Raw genomic sequence first — 18,040 nt, 5'->3', positions numbered from 1 at the left:
TTGGGACGCCCAAAGAAAAAGCCGACCTTTTTGCAGGTCGGCTTCTAGTCGGACGGGTCGAGGGGTTTGGGGGGACTTGGGGGGTGACCCGTCGACCTAACAATGCCTGAGTCGGATGATGGTTCCGTGACCGTGAAAATAATTTAGGAACGCGCCGATTTCGCCTTCATCCAGTCGCGTCCGGCATGCGCGAAAACCGCGCAAAGCACGATCGCCCGGCCGATGATGCTGGCGATCGGCGGGATCTCGCCGAGGAACAGCAAGGCAAACAGTATGGCGAACGGCACTTCGGCCGAGCCAAGCAGGCCGGATTCGGCGGCAGGGATGAGCCGCGAGCCTTCGGTCCACAGGATCGAGGCCAGCGCGAAGGAGCAGCCGAAAGTGGCCAGCAGCACCACGTCGCGGGTCGAGACGGCCAGCGGATCGGTGACGAACCAGCCGAGCACGAAGAGCAGGAAGGCGGACACCGCGCCGGCCCAGACGGCGGGCGAGTCGCGGAAGGCGCGTACCATGATCATGTAGAGGGCGCTGCCGGTGGTCATCAAAAGCGCCAGCCCGTCGCCGAACAGGTGGCCGCTGCCAAGGCCGCCGCCCACCATGATGGCCACGCCGCAAAGCGATACGGCCGCCGCCAGCATCGTCTGCAGCCGGAACTTTTCCCGCACCAGCAGGAAGGCAAGCAGCGCCGCGATGAAGGGCGAGGTCGCGTAGATGACAGCGACATTGGCGACATAGGTGAACTTGAAGGCCGAGATGAAGGCGATGCTGGCGGCAGCACCCTCGACCGCCAGCAGCCAGCCGCGCCAGCCGAGCCGAAGGCTCTCGCGCCCGCCCCAACGGCGCCGCCGCCACAGCACATAAAGGGTGATCAGGATCGAGCCGAAGAAGCCGCGCCAGCAGGTGATGGTGAGCGGATCGGCATGGATCGACTTGGTCAGCACGCCGGTGAGCGCGAAGGCGACGGCGGAAGCCGACACAAGGATGATGCCGAGCGTCCGCTCGGCCGCAGGATCGGCTGCAACATTCTGGAGTTTCTCCGGTACCTCGAGCGTATCGGTCATGACACCAGACTATTTCGTTGCTGCTGACAACCTTCTGTCATGAGCCCTATACCCGTTTGCGGAAATGCTCGTTGCCGACGATCAGCAGGCCGGCGCCGATGATCAAAGCCGCGCCTATGAACACTTCCGCGCGTGGCACGTCGCCCCAGATGGCGAAACCCAGCGCGAAGGCCCAGACCAGCGAGGTGTACTCGAACGGCGCCACGATCGATACCGGCGCTCGTTTCATGCCCTCGAACAGCATAAACTGCGCGACGCCGCCGAGCGCGCCGACGCTGGCGAGAAGCATGAGCTGCAGCCCGTCGGGCATGCGCCACCAGATCAGCGCCGGCACTGCCGAAAACAGCAGGAAATAGAAATTGTTGAGGACCAGTTGGATCATGGTGCGCTCCTGCATCGCCGTCTTGCGCAACAGCACCACGGCAATGCCCCACAACACGGCTGCCGTCAGCACCAGAAGCACCGGCAGCGAGAGACCCAGACGCGTCGGATCGCAGGCGATGAAGACGCCGGCGAAGCCGATGAACACCGCTACCCAGCGCAAAAGCGGCACGGTCTCGCCCAGGATCAGCACGGAGAGCACGGTGACGATGATCGGCGCGGCGTAATAGATGGTGGTAAGTTCGGCGAGCTGCAGCGAGCGCGCGGCATTGTAGTAGCAGAGCCAGGCGGCGAGCGTGAAGGCGCTGCGCACCAGCATCGGCTTGACGATCGGCGAACTGGCGGTGTCGGCGAACAGCTTCCGTCCGCCGATCGCGCCGCAGGCGACGAGCACGGTGATCGAGCGGAAGAACATGATCTGCCACACGCTCATGCCGACGACGAGCAGCTTTATCGAGGCATCCTGCGCCGAAAACAGGAAATAAGCGGCGGCGGTGAACAGGATGCCGGCCAGCACCCTTTCGCGGCTTTCGAGGATGACGACGTCGGCCATGCGGTCCGGCTGGGTTCGCGTAAGGGCGGTCCCGCCCCATCGGATCCGCTGCCGCCAGCTATACGGGCGAAAGCGTTCGCGACGCTGTTCCAGCGCGGCGCTTGCGTTGGGGCAGGGCTCGGGGGGCGAACTGGTAAGGCCGGGTCAGGCGCTCACTGCGTTGCCTGGTAGAGCTCCGAAGCGGCCTCTTTCAGCGCGCGCCTTCCGTCCGGCCTCAGATACATCATGTGGCCCCCCTCGACGACGTCGAGGCGGATCGGCTTGGCGCCGGCGAGCGAGGGGATCTGGTTCACCAGATAGCGCGTGGCGAGATAGGGCGTGACGAGGTCGGTGTAGCCATTGACGATGACGACGCCGAGCGACGGGTTGAGCGAGCGCGCGCGCTGCAGGTCGTCCATCACTCCGGCATAGCCTTGTCCCGAGGTGCCGTAGTCCCAGTTGTGGCTGATCTCGCCATTGAGCAGCCGGTAGCTGACATCGGTGCGATAGTTCAGCTCGTCGCGCGCATAGGCGACGAAGGCCGAGGTCAGCACCGGCACGCTGCGGTCGAGCACCGGGTCGGGCCCCTCGATGCGCGCGCTTTCAGGCGCAACATCGGCAGTACTGACCATGGCATCATAGGGGCTGAGCACTTTACCCTTGGCGCGCTGGAACTCGCGGGCGAACAGGCCGGTCGGGACACGGGCGAAATTGCGCTCGACGAGGTCGAGCGGCAGGCCGGTGATCTCCGCCACGCGCCCGCTGGCGAGCTTGCCGCCCTGCTCCAGCCCGCTGTTGAGCGCCGTCAGATAATCGCCAAGCGCGTAGCGCTCGACATCGGCCAGCCTGTCGCGCAGCGCCTCGCCGTCGACGCCGTCGGCCTTCAGCCGAGCCGCGGCCAAAGAGGGCAGTTCCAGCGCCCAGTGCAACTGGTCGAACTGGTCCGGCCGCACCAGCATGAACTCCAGCGCCGGCGAAATCAGCACGATGCCGCTGGGGCTCAAGCCGACGTCCTCTTGCAGCGTCCTGGCAAGCAGCGCGGCGCGGAAGCCGCCATAGCTTTCGCCGGCGAGGAAGAGCGGCGAAGCGGTGCGGCCGTTCTGCGCCAGATAGAGCCGGATGAAGGCGCCGACCGCGCTGGCGTCCTGGTCGACGCCCCAGAACGCCTTCGTGTCCTGGCCCGGCGCCTCGCGGCTGTAGCCGGTGCCGACCGGATCGACGAAGACGAGATCGGTCATGTCGAGCCAGCTGTCGGGATTGTCGATCAGCTTTTGCGGCGGCGGCAGGAATTCGCCATCGGCCGCGGTCGCGACGATGCGCGGGCCGAGCGCGCCGAGATGCAGGTAGGCCGATGCCGCGCCCGGCCCGCCGTTGAAGACGAAGGTGATGGGCCGCTCCTTCGCCGGGGCGGGCGACTGCTGTGTGTAGGCGACGTAGAAGATTTCCGCCGTGACCTCGCCCTTGCCGGATAAGAGCGACAGCGTGCCGGCCTTGGCCTGGTAATCGAGCTTGCGCCCGCCGAGCGTGACCGAATGCTCGGTCACCTGCGGCTGCGGCAGAAGCGACAGCACGCCGCCGGCCGGTGCCGGCCGTTCGGGAGTTTCGGCGAGGGCTGGCTGCGCGAAGGCGGCAAGGGTTACGAGGATGAGGGGGATGAGTTTCAGCTTGGACCGCATGAGGCCTCCGCAGGAACGACCTCCGCAAAGGTATGGCCCGGGCGGCCGAAGTCAAAGGGATACTCTGAAGCTGCCGATCCCCCCTTGCGGGGGAGATGCCCGGCAGGGCAGAGGGGGGTGCTGTCCCGCCGGCCTGTCAATTGCTCACAGCCGAAACTGTGGAGGAAAGCCGAGCGTACGAAACGTCGCCTGCGTTGGCGATCCTTCACACCCCCTCTGTCCTGCCGGACATCTCCCCCGCAAGGGGGAGATTGGCGGTTTCGCCGCCGGCTCTCCCTTCCAACGTTGGTCCCGCCGCCTTCCAACTATTCGAAGAAGCTACCGTTCGGCAGCGAAGTCGGGCTCCCCAAACGCCCTCTCCAGCGCCGCCACATCGATCTTCACCATCCCAAGCATCGCCTCCGTTGCGCGCTTGGCGCGCTCGCGGTCGGGATGCGCGGCCATGTCGCCGAGGATTTTTGGCACGATCTGCCACGACAGGCCCCAGCGGTCCTTCAGCCAGCCGCATTGCTCGGGCTTGCCGCCATTGTCGAGAAAGGCGTTCCAGATGCGGTCGATCTCGGCCTGGCTCTCCAGTTCGACCAGGATCGAGAAGGAATGGTTGAATGGGTCGAGCGGACCGGCTTCGAGCGCGATGAAATTCTGGTCGTCGAGCACGAACTCGATGATCTTGACGCTGCCGGCGGGGCCGCTCGGATTGTCCGCCGCCACGTCCGTCATACGGCCGATCGCCGAGTTGGGAATGGTGGCGACGTAGAATTCCGCCGCCTGCCGCGCGTCCTTTTCGAACCACAGATGCGAGGTCACCTTGGCCATGCTGGATCTCCTTCCTGTCTGACAACGACCGAAGGACGGTCGGGTTTCGCCCCATCCGACAGCGAATTCTTTGCGCATGGCGCCACCGGCTGGCATAGCGTTGCTTCGCGCCGGCGGAAGAGAGTGTTATCAGCTTTGGAAAGCCATTGAACCGGGAATAAGAAAAATGGATGCAACCGCGCTCAAGGCCATGCAGGCGCCGCTGAAGGAAGCCTATCGCGACGATGCCGCGCGGGCACTGATCACGCTCAGGGCGCGCGGAACGCTCGACGACCAGTCGATCGCCTGCAAGGTCGAGACGGGCAGGGCGCTTGCCGTGGCGGGGCTCCATCCGGCCACCGGCGGCTCGGGGCTTGAGCTCTGCTCGGGCGACATGCTGCTCGAAGCGCTGGTCGCCTGCGCCGGCGTGACGCTGAAGGCGGTGGCGACGGCGCTGGAGTTCAAGCTCGGCAATGCTGTAGTCGAGGCCGAGGGCGATCTCGATTTTCGCGGCACGCTCGGCGTCGCCCGTGATGCACGGGTAGGTTTTCGGGAGATCCGCTTGAAGTTCAATCTCGACACCGACGAGCCGCAGGAGCGCATCGATTCGCTGCTAAAACTCACCGAGCGCTATTGCGTGGTGTTCCAGACGATCAACAACAAGCCCACGTTGACGGTGAGCGCGAGCTAGTCTCCCCCCTCGAGGGGGAGATGTCGCCGAAGGCGACAGAGGGGGTCGTCTCACGTAGATCGCCAGCGTCGTCTGTCGTCGGAAGGGGTTGGCGCTTCACGCGCGGCGACCCCCTCTGGCCGCTTCGCGGCCATCTCCCCCTCGAGGGGGGAGATTAGCTGCTTTACTGCGCCGAAGGCTCCTCCGCATCCCCCTCGTCGGAGAACGGCGACGCGCTCGGCACGCATTGCACGGCCCAACCCTGCGGTGTCGGCTGCTTCTGATATTCGGTGATGGCGTTGGTGCACTGTTCGCGGGTGTCGAAGGTGCTGGGCAGCACCACCATGCCGCCTTGCGGGCCGGCGATCACCAGATACCAGACCAACGCTACGCTGGGAGTGGCAGCCATGGAAATTCCTCTTTGCTGGATGTGGGAGTCGGATCGATCCTAGCAACTCCCCTCAGATGGCGAAAGCAGGGCGGCGGAACACGCTTCCGCTGCACCGTTCACAGACCCGTGAATGGGGCCTTCACCTAAAGCAACTCCAGAAAAAGTTTGAGACGATTTCCCGGTCAGAAATTGCGTCAAAACATGAAGATAGATCGGTTCGTCGTTTCGGTGAAACGACGAACCGATCTAGCGCGCTCACTCGACCGCGAAGCAGTAGAACAGGCCGTCGCCGCCGGTGCCCTTCAACGCCTCCTGGCTGCAGCCGCCGCGCGAGGCATGCGAGGAATTCCACGATTTCGCCGCTGCCGAATCGTCCAGCCCTGTGCGGTCGTGATGGCCCATCATCGCCACCCCTTCCGCGCCGCTCATCGTCCAGTCGCCGCAGGTCTGGTCGGCGATCTTCGTGCCGTCGGGTTTCGAGCCGGTCAGCATGTCATGCCGGTTGGGCTTGTCGCCGCGGCCGTTGACCATTTCGCCTTTTTCGGTCAGCGCCGTCTGCTTGGTGATGCCGTTGGCGTCGCCATGCAGCGAGGCGACATCGTCGGCGATCTTCTCGCCCTTGGCGTTGAACCACGGGCCCTTGCCGATGCGGTCGCGCGCATCCTCGGTGCTGGAGGACAGATAAGCGTGCCATGTCTTGCCGGTGACGCCGGCCGCTTCCGCGAGCGAAGCGCAATGCGCGTCAGCCCCCTTCAGGCCGCCGAGATCGGCGCCCTTGCCGGAGCCGACGCTGGTGACGAAGAAGCTCATGGTCTTGTCTTGCGAGAGGGCTACGCCAGCAGATGAGGCAAGTGCCGCGGCAATGGCGGTGGCGGCAACGAGAAGAAGTCTACCCATGTCGGTCCTCCGGTTTCGAATGCCTTGCATTCGAAGAACGTTGCCGGAGCCCGGTTTAATCCGGTCTGAGCTTTCTTTTATTCCGGCTGCCGGTAGGCGACGAAGCGGTTGTGCTTGGCCTGGAAGATCAGCCCGGTCTCTTTCAGCGCCGGGCTCGCCAGCGGCGCGATGCGCTTGGCGATCTCGGAGGGATGCGGCAGCGTTTCGGAATCCTCGCCGGGCATCGCCTGGGCGCGCATCGCGGTCCGGGTGGCGCCCGGATCGGCGGCATTGACCCTGAGCGGCAGGCTTTCGGTCTCATGCGCCCAGGAGCGCATCATCGTCTCGACGGCCGCCTTGGACGCCGCGTAGGGCGCCCAGAAGGCGCGCGCCGAATGCGCCGCATTGGAGGACATGATGATCGCACGGCCGGCGTCGGAGAGCCTCAGCAGCGGATCGACCGAGCGGATCAGCCGCCAGGTCGCGGTGACGTTTATGGTCATCACCTTCTCGAAGGTTTTTGCCTCGACATGGCCGATCGGCGAGATCACGCCGAGGATGCCGGCATTTGCCACCAATATGTCGAGCTTGCCCCAACGCTCGTGGATCGCGCCGCCCAGCCGGTCGATGCCGGCCATGTCGGTGAGGTCGAGGGGCACCAGGGTCGCCTGTCCGCGGCCATCGGCCTTGATCTGGTCGTCGAGCTCTTCCAGCCCGCCCACGGTGCGGGCAACGGCAACCACATGCGCGCCGGCGGCGGCCAGTTCCCTGGCGATGAAATAGCCGATGCCGCGCGAGGCGCCGGTAACGACCGCCACGCGGCCGGAGAGGTCGAGGGTCATGCGAAAGCTTCCATAGGATAGGCGCGAGACACCCCCCTCTGCCCTGCCGGGCATCTCCCCCTCAAGGGGGGAGATTGGATTTCACCAAAGCTGGCGCTTGCTCTGCAGCCTTGGCGATTGGCGAAAGCCTCGCGTTCAGCCGATCTCCCCCCTTGAGGGGGAGATGTCCGGCAGGACAGAGGGGGGTAACTTGGCGCAGGCAAATGACAGTCCGGCAACCCTACGACCCACTCGACGCCAGCAGCGACAACGTGCGCACATTGTCGTGGCCTTCGAAGTCGAGCAGGCGGGTCGGGTACTGTCCAGTGAAGCAGGCGTCGCAGAACTGCGGCTGGTCGCTGTCCCGGCGCGCCTCGCCGACGGCGCGGTAAAGCCCATCGATCGACAGGAAGCCGAGCGAATCGACGCGGATGAACTCGGCCATCTCCTCGACCGACATGCGCGATGCGAGCAGTTTCGACTTCTCCGGCGTGTCGACGCCGTAGAAGCAGGAAGCGCTGGTCGGCGGCGAGGCGATGCGCATATGCACTTCCTTGGCGCCGGCGTCGCGCACCATCTGCACGATCTTCTGGCTGGTGGTGCCGCGCACGATGGAATCGTCGACCAGCACCACGCGCTTGCCTTCGATCATGCGGCGGTTGGCGTTGTGCTTGAGCTTGACGCCCATGTGGCGGATGGAATCGCCCGGTTGGATGAAGGTGCGGCCGACATAGTGGTTGCGGATGATGCCGAGCTCGAAGGGAATGCCCGCGGCCTGGGAAAAGCCGATCGCGGCCGGCGTGCCCGAATCCGGCACCGGCACGACGATGTCGGCCTCGACCGGATTTTCCTGCGCCAGCTCCGCGCCGATGCGCTTGCGCACCTCGTAGACGTTGCGGCCCTCGACCGAGGAATCCGGCCGGGCGAAATAAACATATTCGAAAATGCAGAAGCGGGTCTTCTGCGGCTCGAACGGGAACAGGCTCTCGATGCCTTTGGAGGTGACGACCACCATCTCGCCGGGCTTGATGTCGCGCACGAAACGGGCGCCGATGATGTCGAGGGCGCAGGTCTCGGAAGCGAGGATCCAGGCGCCGTCGAGGTCGCCGAGCACCAGCGGACGGATGCCGAGCGGATCGCGGCAGCCGATCATCTTCTTGGCCGTCAACGCAACCAGCGAGAAGGCGCCCTCGACCTGGCGTATCGCGTCGATGAAGCGCGAGTTGAGATCGCGTTCCTTGCTGGTCGCGACCAGATGCAGCAGCGTCTCGGTGTCGGAGGTGGAGGAGAAGATCGAGCCCTGCTTCTGCAGCACGCGCTGCACGGTGAGCGCATTGGTGAGATTGCCGTTATGGGCGACCGCCAGGCCGCCCTCGGCAAGCTCGGCGAAGAAGGGCTGGACATTGCGAAGGCCGGCGCCGCCGGTCGTGGCGTATCGCGTGTGGCCAATGGCGCGATTGCCCTGCAGGCGGTCGATGACGTTCTGCTTGGTGAAGGTGTCGCCGATCAGGCCGACATGGCGCTCGACGTGGAACTGCGTGCCGTCATAGGAGACGATGCCGGCGGCTTCCTGGCCGCGATGCTGCAAGGCGTGAAGGCCGAGCGTGACGATGGCCGCGGCGTCCTGCCGGCCGAAAATACCGAACACGCCGCACTCGTCGTGGAAATGATCGTCGGCCTCGGCGGAAAGCACGTCGTCTGCGTCTGCCTTCGAAACTGCCATGTGGGGCTCAAGCTCCGCTAAAATCGCCATATAAGGCGATCGCTCGTCGAAAGCAACGCACGCCGTCCAGCATTCACAAAATGCCTCAGGCCAGCGCTGGCCTGGACTCAGTTTGCCGGCGCTGGAGCAGGAGCGGGTGCGGGTGCCGGAGCGGGGGCAGGGGCCGGCTCGTTGTCGGCCGGAGCCTCGCCTTCGCTGTCGTCGGGCGCCGGCGCGTTGTCTTCGCCGGTCGCCGGCGGTTCGGCCAGGGGCTGGTCTGTGGTCGCCGGCGCCTCGGTCGTGGCCGTGCCCTTATGCGTATATTTGTTGACCAGCTCTTCCGTGTTCTCGGGCAGCACGCTTTCGAGCTTGGCGCCGATCGTCTCGAGCAGCGGTCGCGATTTGGCGTTGGCGATCCAGGCGGGCGCCTTGGCGCCGGCCAGCCAGTTGAAGAACAAAAGCGCCACCGCAACCACCAGGACGCCGCGCGCCGCGCCGTAGAGGAAGCCAAGCGTGCGGTCGAGCGCGCCGATGCGCGAATCGATGATCCAGTCGGCGATCTTCATGGTGATCACCGAAACGACGATCAGCGCGATGACGAAGACGATGCCGGCGGATGCGGCCATGGCGATCTTGTCGTTGTCGACATAGGGCTGAACGTAGGGCAGGACCGGCTTGTAGAAGAAGAACGCCGCCGCCGCCGCCGCTGCCCAGGACACCACCGACAGCACCTCGCGGGAGAAGCCGCGCACCATGGCAAGCATTGCCGAGACCAGGGTGAAGCCGACGAGAATTCCGTCAAGCAGCGTAATCGGCATGTCTTTCGCCCCACATCATGAGCCGCATCACTCCTCCTCGTCGGCGCGGCTGCGCCGTGAGCCGGCTATGCGCGCCACGAGGTCGGAAAGCTCGGTGGGCTGGAAAGCGCCGGCCACGATTCCCCCGGCCCCATTACCGCCAACGACTTCCTCGCTGCCGAGCGGCAGCACCGCGCTTCCGAAACCCAGCTTTTCGGCCTCCTTGAGGCGCTGCTGCGCATGCGCAACCGGCCTCACAGCGCCCGAAAGGCTGATTTCGCCGAAATAGACGCAATCGGCGGGAAGGGCAAGACCGGTGAGCGACGAAACAAGCGCCGCGGCGACCGCGAGGTCGGCCGCCGGCTCTGAGATGCGGTAGCCGCCGGCGACGTTGAGATAGACATCGTGCTGGCCGAAACGGACGCCGCAATGCGCTTCCAGCACCGCCAGCACCATCGAGAGCCGCGCGCCGTCCCAGCCGACCACGGCGCGGCGCGGCGTGCCGAGCGAAGAGGGCGCCACCAGCGCCTGGATCTCGACCAGCACCGGCCTCGTCCCTTCCATGCCCGCGAAAACCGCGGCGCCTGGCGATTTCGCATGCCGCTCGCCGAGGAACAGTTCGGATGGATTGGCGACCTCGCGCAGGCCCTTGTCCGACATCTCGAAGACGCCGATCTCGTCGGTCGGCCCGAAACGGTTCTTCACCGTGCGCAGGATGCGGAAGTGATGGTTGCCCTCGCCCTCGAAATAGAGCACGCCGTCGACCATGTGCTCGACGACGCGCGGGCCGGCGATCTGGCCTTCCTTGGTGACATGGCCGACGAGCACGATCGCCGCGCCTGTGGATTTCGCGTAGCGGATCATCGCCTGGGCGGCGGCGCGCACCTGGGTGACGGTGCCAGGCGCCGAATCGGCAAGGTCGGTCCACAGCGTCTGGATGGAATCGAGGATGACGAGGTCCGGCCGCTTGCCGTCGGCTATCGTCGCGAGGATGTCCTCGACATTGGTCTCCGCCGCGAGCTCGACCGGCGTCGAGGCGACGCCGAGGCGCTGGGCTCTCAGCCTGATCTGCGCGACCGCCTCTTCGCCCGAGACATAGACGATGCGGTGGCCTTTCGAGGCGAGGGCGGCCGCGGCTTGCGTCAGCAGCGTCGACTTGCCGATGCCGGGATCGCCGCCGACCAGAAGCGCCGAGCCGCGCACGAAGCCGCCGCCGGTGGCGCGGTCGAGCTCGCCGATGCCCGACACGATGCGCGGCGCATCCTCGATATCGCCGGACAGGCTGGTCAGCACCACCGCGCGGCCCTTGCGGGCATTGCGGGTATTGGCCGGCCCGGAGCCGATGCCGCCGGCCGTGCCTTCCTCGACCAGGGTGTTCCACTCGCCGCAAGCATCGCACTTGCCGGCCCAGCGCTGATGCACCGAGCCGCAATTCTGGCAGATGAACTGGACGCGCGATTTGGCCATTAGGCGCGGCCTGCGACAATTGGATAGGTCGGCGGGACAGCACCCCCCTCTGTCCTGCCGGACATCTCCCCCTCAAGGGGGGAGATCAGCAACTTCGCCGACAGCGCCCACCTTGCAACGTCGGTGATTGGCGAAAGCCAAAGCGACATCCAATCTCCCCCCTTGAGGGGGAGATGTCCGGTAGGACAGAGGGGGGCGCGAAGGAATGAGGCGTTTACCAAGAGCTACTCAAACCTTTCCGGCAGATGATGCTCTTCCGCCAGGTCGGAGAATCGCGTGAACTCGCCGTGGAACGCGAGGCTGACGGTTCCCGTCGGCCCGTGGCGCTGCTTGGCCACGATGCACTCGGCCTTGCCGCGCGCCTCGTTCATCTCGTTTTCCCACTTGATGTACTCGTCGGTGCCGAGCTTCGGCTCGCGGTTCTTGAGGTAGTACTCCTCGCGGTAGACGAACAGCACCACGTCTGCGTCCTGCTCGATGGAGCCGGATTCACGCAGGTCCGACAGCTGCGGGCGCTTGTCGTCGCGGCTTTCGACCTGACGCGACAGCTGCGACAGCGCGATGATCGGCACGCCGAGCTCCTTGGCCAGCGCCTTGAGGCCGGTGGTGATCTCGGTGATTTCCTGCACGCGGTTCTGTGAGGCGCGGGCGCTCGATCCCTGCATCAGCTGGATATAGTCGATGACGATGAGGTCGAGGCCGCGCTGGCGCTTCAGCCGCCGCGCCCGGGCGGAGAGCTGCGCGATCGAGATGCCGCCGGTCTGGTCGATGAACAACGGGATCTTCTGCATCGTCTGCGAGCAGGCGACCAGCTTTTCGAAGTCCATCTCGGAGATTTCGCCGCGGCGGATCTTCGATGACGAGATCTCGGTCTGCTCGGAGATGATGCGGGTTGCGAGCTGTTCCGACGACATTTCCAGCGAGAAGAAGCCGACGACGCCGCCATTGGCGGCCTTGAACGAACCGTCGGCCTGCTGCGCCGGCACATAGGCCTCGGCAATGTTGAAGGCGATGTTGGTGGCCAAAGAGGTCTTGCCCATGCCGGGGCGTCCGGCAAGCACGATCAGGTCGGAAGGCTGCAGGCCGCCCATGCGGCGGTCGAGGTCGCGCAGGCCCGTGGCGATGCCCGACAGATGCCCGTCGCGCATATAGGCGGCATTGGCCATGTCGACGGCGGTCTTGACCGCATCGTTGAAGCTTTCGAAGCCGCCGTCGTAGCGGCCTGTTTCCGCCAACTCGAAAAGGCGCCGCTCGGCGTCCTCGATCTGGTCGGAGGGCGACATGTCGACCGGCGCGTCATAGGCGATGTTGACCATGTCCTCGCCGACGGTGATCAGCGCCCGGCGCGTGGCGAGGTCGTAGATGGCGCGGCCGTAGTCAGTCGCATTGACGACGGTGACTGCTTCGACAGCAAGCCGCACGACATATTGCGCCACCGTCATGTCGCCGACCTTTTCTTCCGCCGGAAGGAACGTCTTTAGCGTGATCGGCGTCGCGATCTTGCCCATGCGGATGAGCTCGGCCGCGACCTCGAAGACCCGGCGGTGCAGCGGCTCGTAGAAATGCGCCGGCTTCAGGAAATCCGAGACACGGTAGAAGGCGTCGTTGTTGACGAGGATGGCGCCGAGCAGCGCCTGCTCGGCCTCGATGTTGTTCGGTGCCTCGCGATAGAGCGGTTGTTCCGCCACGCCGAGTTTCAGTGCCGCCTCTGCCATGATATCCCCGATTTCGATCCCGCCTCCTCGATATCAGAACGGGAAGATTCGGTGCTGACCTTTCTGCAACACTCCTCGGTCCAACCAGCTTGATGCCCAATGTTCACAGGAACGGAAAACCATCCACAGGACAGTATTCCGGTGGCCCGATTCCGGTTGACTCGGCAAGTCGTGATTCTTACGGGCAAGCCTGGAACGAAGCAAGAACAATTTTGACGGCCGATTGCCGTTGGGAAGACTCATAGCCGACCCGCTACGTCTGTTCGCGAATGATTTCGCAAGCAGTCGAGATTAGCCGAAACGCCGATCAAGTCGTCATCCACGGGCGGATCAAGGAGCGAAGCGACGCGACGCAGACCCGTGGATGACGAAGTTCGGGGCGCTTCGGCTAAGTTCCAAAGTGTCGACGGTTCCAGCGCATCGACTGCGGGATCTCTCGTAACGTCATCGGCGTATGCCCTCAGCCCAGCGCTTCGCCCCAGTCCGCCCGCCGCGCGGTCCTGAAAACGTCCCCGTCGCGCTTGCTGAACAGTTGCTCGCCGGCGCTGCCGTCCGGCTGGCAGAGTTTCAGCAGCACCTTGCCGGAGCCGCCTTTCGGCGGCGCGAGCACCCGTGCTGGGCGCGCCGGCGCCGGCTGCCGGCAGGCGGCGAGATAGATGAATTTCTCGTCTTCCCACGGCACGTCGGCTTCCTTGACCAGACGATGCAGGCGCGAGCGGGCGACGCGGCGCGCAAAGTGGCACCAGTCGGGTGGAACGAGCGGGCAGGGCGCCTCGTGCGGGCAAGGCGCCAGGACATGCGCGCCGGCTTCTACAAGCTGCGATCGCGCGGCAAGAATGCGCTGCCAGCCGGCAGGCGTGCCGGGCTCGACGATGAGCAGCGTGTCGGCTGTCAGCCGCCAAAGCCGGTCGACGAGTTTCGGCAGCGAGGCAGGCACGATCTCGTCGAGCACATAGGCGGCGCTGACGAGGTCGGCGGGCTCGAGACCATCCAGGTCGATGGTGGCGTCGCCGGCGATCCATTTCGTCCGGGCACCGACCCCGCCGGCGGCCAGCGACTGCCCGATGTTGCGCACCGCGGCACTCGCCTCGACCAGAACCGCCTGCTCGATCTCCGGATATGCGTCAGCCGTGGCCCAAAGCATGGTGCCAGGTCCGGCGCCGATATCGAGCAGGCGCTTCGGCTGGAAGTCGGCGCGCGCTTCGGCCAATGCATCCAGGCTGGTGCGCACGGCGGCATAGGTGGCGGGCAGCCTGGTCGCCAGATAGGCCTTCACCGCGATCTCTTCGCCCATATGCAGGCGGCCGTCGCGCAGTTCGGCGCGGTAGCGATCGGAAAGCGCTTTCGCGGCCTGTTTCAGTGCGGGCAGCGGGACCTTTTCGAGCAGACTGTCGACGCCTTGCCGGAGCGGAGGTGGCAGTTCCACTTCAGGCTCCCCTTGGTGCGAGCAGGATGACCGAGGCGCCGACGATGCAGAGCATGGCGCCGCCGAGATCCCAGCGGTCGGGCCGCACGCCTTCCACCAGCCACAGCCAGGCGAGCGAGGCGGCGATATAGATGCCGCCATAGGCGGCGTAGGCGCGGCCGGCGGCATTCGTCTCGACAAGCGCCAAAAGGTACCCGAACAGGGCGAGGGAGACGAGGCCGGGGATGAGCCATAGCGGCGACTTTTCCAGCCGCCACCAGGCCCAGAACGAAAAGCAGCCGGCGATCTCGGCAAGCGCGGCTGCGATGTAGATGAGGTAGGTCATGACAGAACCGGTAGCGTTTGCCGGGACTTGTCACAAGCGACGGGTTCAATGGCAAGCGCGATCAATGCTTGGGCCGTCGGCGCCGCCCCTCATCCGCCTGCCGGCACCTTCTCCCCGTATAGTGACGGGGAGAAGGGACAAGCGTCCACGCTGGCGCCCCCTCTCCCCGTTCTTCACGGGGAGAGGGTAAGGGTGAGGGGCAGCGCTAACGTTAGAAAGTTCCGAAAGCTTCCTACTCCACCGCCTTGCGCCGCCGGGTGGGCTTGGCAGAGGCAGGCGCAGGCTCCTGGTGGCCCATGTCGCGCATTTCCAGCGCCTTCTCGCATTTGGCCATGTAGTCGCGCGCCATCGGCAGCGTATCGTTCTTCTTGGCGAGCTGGATCTGGAAGATGACCAGATCCTGCCAGCGGAAGGCGGCTTCCGAGGCTGCCAGGTAGAATTCCCACATGCGGCAGAAGCGCTCGTCATAAATCGCCTTGGCCTTGTCGCGGTTGGCGGCAAAGCGCATGCCCCAGTGCTTCAGCGTATCGGCGTAGTGAAGCCTCAGAATCTCAATGTCGGTAACGACGAGGCCGGACTTCTCGATCGCCGGCATCACCTCTGAAAGGGCCGGGACGTAGCCGCCCGGGAAGATATATTTGCGGATGAAGGCGCTGGTCGCCCACGGCACGCCGGACCGGCCGATGGTATGGAGCAGCATCACGCCGTCGGGCTTCAGCAGCGTCGCCGACTTGTCGAAGAAGGTGCGGTAGTGGTTGACCCCGACATGCTCGAACATGCCGACCGAGACGATGCGGTCGAAACGTTCGTTGAGCGCGCGATAGTCCTTGAGGTCGAAATGGACGCGATCCTGCAGGCCCGCCGCATGCGCGCGGTCGGTGGCGACGCCATGCTGCTCGGTGGATAGCGTCACACCCTGCACGTCGACGTCGAAAGCCTTGGCGAGATAGAGGCCGAGGCCGCCCCAGCCGGAGCCGATGTCGAGCACAGTCTGTCCGGGCTTCAGCCTCAGCTTGGCGGCGATATGGCGCTTCTTGGCGACCTGCGCTTCGTCCAGCGTCATGTCGGGCTGTTCGAAATAGGCGCAGGAATACTGCATGTCCTCGTCGAGGAAGAGCTTGTAGAGATCGCCGGAAAGATCGTAATGCCGCTGCACGTTGCGGCGCGCACGTGCGGCGGTGTTGATCTGCTGCAGGCGGCGGAACGCGTGGCGCAGGCCCTCGATCGCCTTCGACCATGTCGCGTCGATGCCGCCGCTGCCCATGTTCTGGAAGGCGATGCGCATCACGCCAAGCACTCCACCCTCGAGGATGTCGAGCTCGCCGTCCATATAAGCCTCGGGTACGGCCAGCATCGGATCGAAGCTGATGGCGCGCTCGGCATGCGTTGTCTTGATGTGCATATGCACCGGCTCACCGCTGCCGTCGCCGAACGTGACCGTCGAGCCCTTCGGCCCGGTCACCTTGAGGTTGCCGACCCGCACCAGGCGGTCGAGAATGCGCTTCAACAGAATATTCATGACCAAATGTCCCTCAAGCATCAGGCTGACTTCCGCGCATGGCCCGAAAACGGCACCGGTTTCGGGAGAGTCCTGCGCGAAAGCCACAGGCACTACGGCGTCATTCTGCGTCCAAAGGACGCGCGACGCTGTAGTCTGCCTCAAGATATAGGGGTTCGAAAAGTTCCATTTGGCATAAAAATGCCCGGGTCGTTTGCCCGGGCATTAGTCCAGAAATTCTGGAAGGCCTGCGAGCCGGAGCAGTGCTCCGGCCCGTCGATCAGGCCCGTAGATCACATCTTGTCGATCAGGCGTTGTCTTCGCCGCCTTCGAATTCGGCGTTCGGGTCGAAGAAGTTCTCCGGCCGGGCGTTGTCGTTGATGTCCTCGCCATAGATGGCTTCGGCCGTCGTCAGCATTTCGCCCTTGGCCTGGCGCTCCGCCTCTTCCGCCGAACGGGCGACATTGAGCGTGACGGTGACCTCGACTTCCGGATGCAGCGCGATCGCCACATTGGAGAGGCCGATGGTCTTGATCGGCTGGTTGAGCTCGATCTGGTTGCGGTTGACGCTGAAGCCTTCGGCGGTCAAAAGCTCGGCGATGTCGCGGGTCGACACCGAGCCGTAGAGCTGGCCGGTCTCGCCGGCCGAACGCACGACGATGAAGCTCTTGCCGTCGAGCTTCTCGGCGACCTGGCTGGCCTCCGACTTGCGCTCGAGGTTGCGGGCTTCGAGCTGGGCGCGCTGGCCCTCGAACTTCTTCTTGTTGGCTTCGTTGGCGCGCAGCGCCTTGCCCTGCGGCAGCAGGAAGTTGCGGGCGAACCCGTCCCTCACCTTGACGGTGTCGCCCATCTGGCCGAGGCGGGAAATACGCTCGAGAAGAATGACTTCCATGGTTTCGTTCCTTCGGTTTTGCGCCATCCGGGATGACGTCGGATTCTTTGGAACAGGTCAGGAAGCAAAAGGGGCGTTGCCGCCGGTGTCGCTGTCCTGCCTGTCTGGCAGTTAGAGGTTTATGGCCTCAACTCGGGATTTGAACCTACCCTTTGCGGCGCCCGTCGCCGTGGGGTCGAAGCGGGCGGCAAGCCGCCCGCATCAGTATTTTCAGCTTAGCGAACCACGTAGGGCAGCAGGCCGAGGAAGCGGGCGCGCTTGATCGCCTTGGCGAGCTCGCGCTGCTTCTTCTGGCTGACGGCGGTGATGCGCGACGGCACGATCTTGCCGCGCTCGGAAATGTAGCGCTGCAGCAGACGCACGTCCTTGTAGTCGATCTTGGGCGCGTTGGCGCCGGAGAACGGGCAGGTCTTGCGGCGGCGATGGAACGGACGCCGGGTCGGGATCTGGTTGATGTCGACCATTATTCTGCACCTCCTTCAACGCCTTCGCGCGGACGGCGCGGACCACGGTCGCCGCCGTCACGGTCGCCGAACGAACGCGGGCCGCGGTCGCGGTCGCCGAACGAGCGCGGGCCACGATCGCCGCGGTCGCGGTCGCCGAAGCCGCCGCGCTCGGAGCGCTCTTCGCGCTTCTGCATCATCGCGGAGGCGCCTTCCTCATGCGCTTCGACCTTGACGGTGAGGAAACGCAGCACGTCTTCCGAGAGGCCCATCTGGCGCTCCATTTCGTTGAGCGCGGCCGGCGGGCAGGTGATGTCCATCAGCGTGTAGTAAGCCTTCCGGTTCTTCTTGACCCGGTAGGTGAGGGACTTCAGTCCCCAGTTCTCGATCCGGCCGACCGATCCGCCATTGGCGGTGATGACGCCCTTGTACTGTTCGACAAGCGCATCAACCTGCTGCTGCGACAGGTCCTGCCGGGCAAGAAACACATGTTCGTAAAGAGCCATTATGTTTTACTGCCTTTCTTCGTTTCTCTCACCGGCCCTCGCGGCTAAGCCTCTGCAACTTGTCTG

Annotated in this window: 18 protein-coding genes; 1 reads left to right on the top strand and 17 read right to left on the bottom strand. The window is 64.9% G+C overall.

Annotated features, from left to right (window positions below):
- Nucleotides 1-143: 143 nt before the first annotated feature.
- From ABID26_RS02050 to ABID26_RS02035, 4 genes are all read right to left on the bottom strand, one after another.
- Entirely contained in the window at nt 144-1,061 is a 918-nt protein-coding gene (locus ABID26_RS02050) for a DMT family transporter (protein ID WP_292304922.1), read from the bottom strand.
- Nucleotides 1,062-1,107: 46 nt separating this feature from the next.
- Nucleotides 1,108-1,995, bottom strand: coding sequence for a DMT family transporter (locus ABID26_RS02045; protein WP_354413588.1), 888 nt, complete (start codon nt 1,993-1,995; stop codon nt 1,108-1,110).
- Nucleotides 1,996-2,147: 152 nt separating this feature from the next.
- A complete protein-coding gene (locus ABID26_RS02040; RefSeq protein WP_126101157.1) occupies nt 2,148-3,650 on the bottom strand; it encodes a S10 family peptidase in 1,503 nt (500 codons plus the stop codon).
- A 318-nt stretch (nt 3,651-3,968) separates the two neighbouring features.
- Nucleotides 3,969-4,466: a VOC family protein gene (locus ABID26_RS02035; RefSeq protein WP_126101156.1), complete on the bottom strand. Its 498-nt coding sequence runs from the start codon at nt 4,464-4,466 to the stop codon at nt 3,969-3,971.
- A 166-nt stretch (nt 4,467-4,632) separates the two neighbouring features.
- On the opposite strand from ABID26_RS02035, the gene ABID26_RS02030 reads away from it, so the two are divergent.
- Nucleotides 4,633-5,136 (top strand): OsmC family protein, encoded by a 504-nt coding sequence (locus ABID26_RS02030; protein WP_292304764.1) that lies wholly within the window; start codon nt 4,633-4,635, stop codon nt 5,134-5,136.
- Between the two features lie 163 nt (nt 5,137-5,299).
- Here the strand turns inward: ABID26_RS02030 and ABID26_RS02025 are convergent, their stop codons facing one another.
- The 13 genes from ABID26_RS02025 to rpsF form a co-directional block, all read right to left on the bottom strand.
- Entirely contained in the window at nt 5,300-5,524 is a 225-nt protein-coding gene (locus ABID26_RS02025; RefSeq protein WP_126101154.1) for a hypothetical protein, read from the bottom strand.
- Between the two features lie 237 nt (nt 5,525-5,761).
- On the bottom strand, nt 5,762-6,403 hold the full coding sequence (locus ABID26_RS02020; protein ID WP_354413584.1) for a hypothetical protein: 642 nt from the start codon (nt 6,401-6,403) through the stop codon (nt 5,762-5,764).
- Between the two features lie 77 nt (nt 6,404-6,480).
- The gene (locus tag ABID26_RS02015; protein WP_354413581.1) at nt 6,481-7,224 is read right to left on the bottom strand and encodes an SDR family NAD(P)-dependent oxidoreductase; all 744 of its coding nucleotides are present in this window, start codon (nt 7,222-7,224) and stop codon (nt 6,481-6,483) included.
- Between the two features lie 220 nt (nt 7,225-7,444).
- Nucleotides 7,445-8,926: an amidophosphoribosyltransferase gene (purF, locus tag ABID26_RS02010; protein ID WP_126101151.1), complete on the bottom strand. Its 1,482-nt coding sequence runs from the start codon at nt 8,924-8,926 to the stop codon at nt 7,445-7,447.
- Nucleotides 8,927-9,033: 107 nt separating this feature from the next.
- Complete coding sequence (locus ABID26_RS02005; RefSeq protein WP_354413578.1) at nt 9,034-9,723, bottom strand: CvpA family protein; 690 nt, start codon at nt 9,721-9,723, stop codon at nt 9,034-9,036.
- 27 nt (nt 9,724-9,750) lie between these two features.
- On the bottom strand, nt 9,751-11,169 hold the full coding sequence (gene radA / locus ABID26_RS02000) for a DNA repair protein RadA (protein ID WP_354413576.1): 1,419 nt from the start codon (nt 11,167-11,169) through the stop codon (nt 9,751-9,753).
- A gap of 224 nt (nt 11,170-11,393) precedes the next feature.
- Nucleotides 11,394-12,884, bottom strand: coding sequence for a replicative DNA helicase (locus tag ABID26_RS01995; protein ID WP_126101148.1), 1,491 nt, complete (start codon nt 12,882-12,884; stop codon nt 11,394-11,396).
- 460 nt (nt 12,885-13,344) lie between these two features.
- Complete coding sequence (locus tag ABID26_RS01990; RefSeq protein ID WP_354413573.1) at nt 13,345-14,310, bottom strand: small ribosomal subunit Rsm22 family protein; 966 nt, start codon at nt 14,308-14,310, stop codon at nt 13,345-13,347.
- A gap of 1 nt (nt 14,311) precedes the next feature.
- Nucleotides 14,312-14,635, bottom strand: coding sequence for a YnfA family protein (locus ABID26_RS01985; RefSeq protein ID WP_354413571.1), 324 nt, complete (start codon nt 14,633-14,635; stop codon nt 14,312-14,314).
- A gap of 232 nt (nt 14,636-14,867) precedes the next feature.
- Nucleotides 14,868-16,154 (bottom strand): cyclopropane-fatty-acyl-phospholipid synthase family protein, encoded by a 1,287-nt coding sequence (locus ABID26_RS01980; protein WP_354413569.1) that lies wholly within the window; start codon nt 16,152-16,154, stop codon nt 14,868-14,870.
- Between the two features lie 286 nt (nt 16,155-16,440).
- Nucleotides 16,441-17,025, bottom strand: coding sequence for a 50S ribosomal protein L9 (gene rplI, locus ABID26_RS01975; protein ID WP_126101144.1), 585 nt, complete (start codon nt 17,023-17,025; stop codon nt 16,441-16,443).
- 215 nt (nt 17,026-17,240) lie between these two features.
- On the bottom strand, nt 17,241-17,489 hold the full coding sequence (gene rpsR, locus ABID26_RS01970; protein WP_006203718.1) for a 30S ribosomal protein S18: 249 nt from the start codon (nt 17,487-17,489) through the stop codon (nt 17,241-17,243).
- Nucleotides 17,489-17,974, bottom strand: coding sequence for a 30S ribosomal protein S6 (rpsF, locus tag ABID26_RS01965; protein WP_292304164.1), 486 nt, complete (start codon nt 17,972-17,974; stop codon nt 17,489-17,491). The genes rpsR and rpsF overlap by 1 nt, the downstream gene beginning before the upstream one ends.
- Nucleotides 17,975-18,040 lie beyond the last annotated feature (66 nt).

Origin of the sequence: Mesorhizobium shonense (assembly GCF_040545255.1) — a bacterium.
Lineage (GTDB): Bacteria > Pseudomonadota > Alphaproteobacteria > Rhizobiales > Rhizobiaceae > Mesorhizobium > Mesorhizobium shonense.
The sequence above is the reverse complement of the archived record's forward strand: the minus strand, read 5'-3'. Positions and strand labels throughout refer to the sequence as shown.

Excerpts from the sequence above, each read along its gene's own strand:
- ABID26_RS02050 (WP_292304922.1), bottom strand. The coding sequence starts at position 1,061 with ATGACCGATACGCTCGAGGTACCGGAGAAACTCCAGAATGTTGCAGCC.
- ABID26_RS02045 (WP_354413588.1), bottom strand. The coding sequence starts at position 1,995 with ATGGCCGACGTCGTCATCCTCGAAAGCCGCGAAAGGGTGCTGGCCGGC.
- ABID26_RS02040 (WP_126101157.1), bottom strand. The coding sequence starts at position 3,650 with ATGCGGTCCAAGCTGAAACTCATCCCCCTCATCCTCGTAACCCTTGCC.
- ABID26_RS02035 (WP_126101156.1), bottom strand. The coding sequence starts at position 4,466 with ATGGCCAAGGTGACCTCGCATCTGTGGTTCGAAAAGGACGCGCGGCAG.
- ABID26_RS02030 (WP_292304764.1), top strand. The coding sequence starts at position 4,633 with ATGGATGCAACCGCGCTCAAGGCCATGCAGGCGCCGCTGAAGGAAGCC.
- ABID26_RS02025 (WP_126101154.1), bottom strand. The coding sequence starts at position 5,524 with ATGGCTGCCACTCCCAGCGTAGCGTTGGTCTGGTATCTGGTGATCGCC.
- ABID26_RS02020 (WP_354413584.1), bottom strand. The coding sequence starts at position 6,403 with ATGGGTAGACTTCTTCTCGTTGCCGCCACCGCCATTGCCGCGGCACTT.
- ABID26_RS02015 (WP_354413581.1), bottom strand. The coding sequence starts at position 7,224 with ATGACCCTCGACCTCTCCGGCCGCGTGGCGGTCGTTACCGGCGCCTCG.
- purF (WP_126101151.1), bottom strand. The coding sequence starts at position 8,926 with ATGGCAGTTTCGAAGGCAGACGCAGACGACGTGCTTTCCGCCGAGGCC.
- ABID26_RS02005 (WP_354413578.1), bottom strand. The coding sequence starts at position 9,723 with ATGCCGATTACGCTGCTTGACGGAATTCTCGTCGGCTTCACCCTGGTC.
- radA (WP_354413576.1), bottom strand. The coding sequence starts at position 11,169 with ATGGCCAAATCGCGCGTCCAGTTCATCTGCCAGAATTGCGGCTCGGTG.
- ABID26_RS01995 (WP_126101148.1), bottom strand. The coding sequence starts at position 12,884 with ATGGCAGAGGCGGCACTGAAACTCGGCGTGGCGGAACAACCGCTCTAT.
- ABID26_RS01985 (WP_354413571.1), bottom strand. The coding sequence starts at position 14,635 with ATGACCTACCTCATCTACATCGCAGCCGCGCTTGCCGAGATCGCCGGC.
- ABID26_RS01980 (WP_354413569.1), bottom strand. The coding sequence starts at position 16,154 with ATGAATATTCTGTTGAAGCGCATTCTCGACCGCCTGGTGCGGGTCGGC.
- rplI (WP_126101144.1), bottom strand. The coding sequence starts at position 17,025 with ATGGAAGTCATTCTTCTCGAGCGTATTTCCCGCCTCGGCCAGATGGGC.
- rpsR (WP_006203718.1), bottom strand. The coding sequence starts at position 17,489 with ATGGTCGACATCAACCAGATCCCGACCCGGCGTCCGTTCCATCGCCGC.
- rpsF (WP_292304164.1), bottom strand. The coding sequence starts at position 17,974 with ATGGCTCTTTACGAACATGTGTTTCTTGCCCGGCAGGACCTGTCGCAG.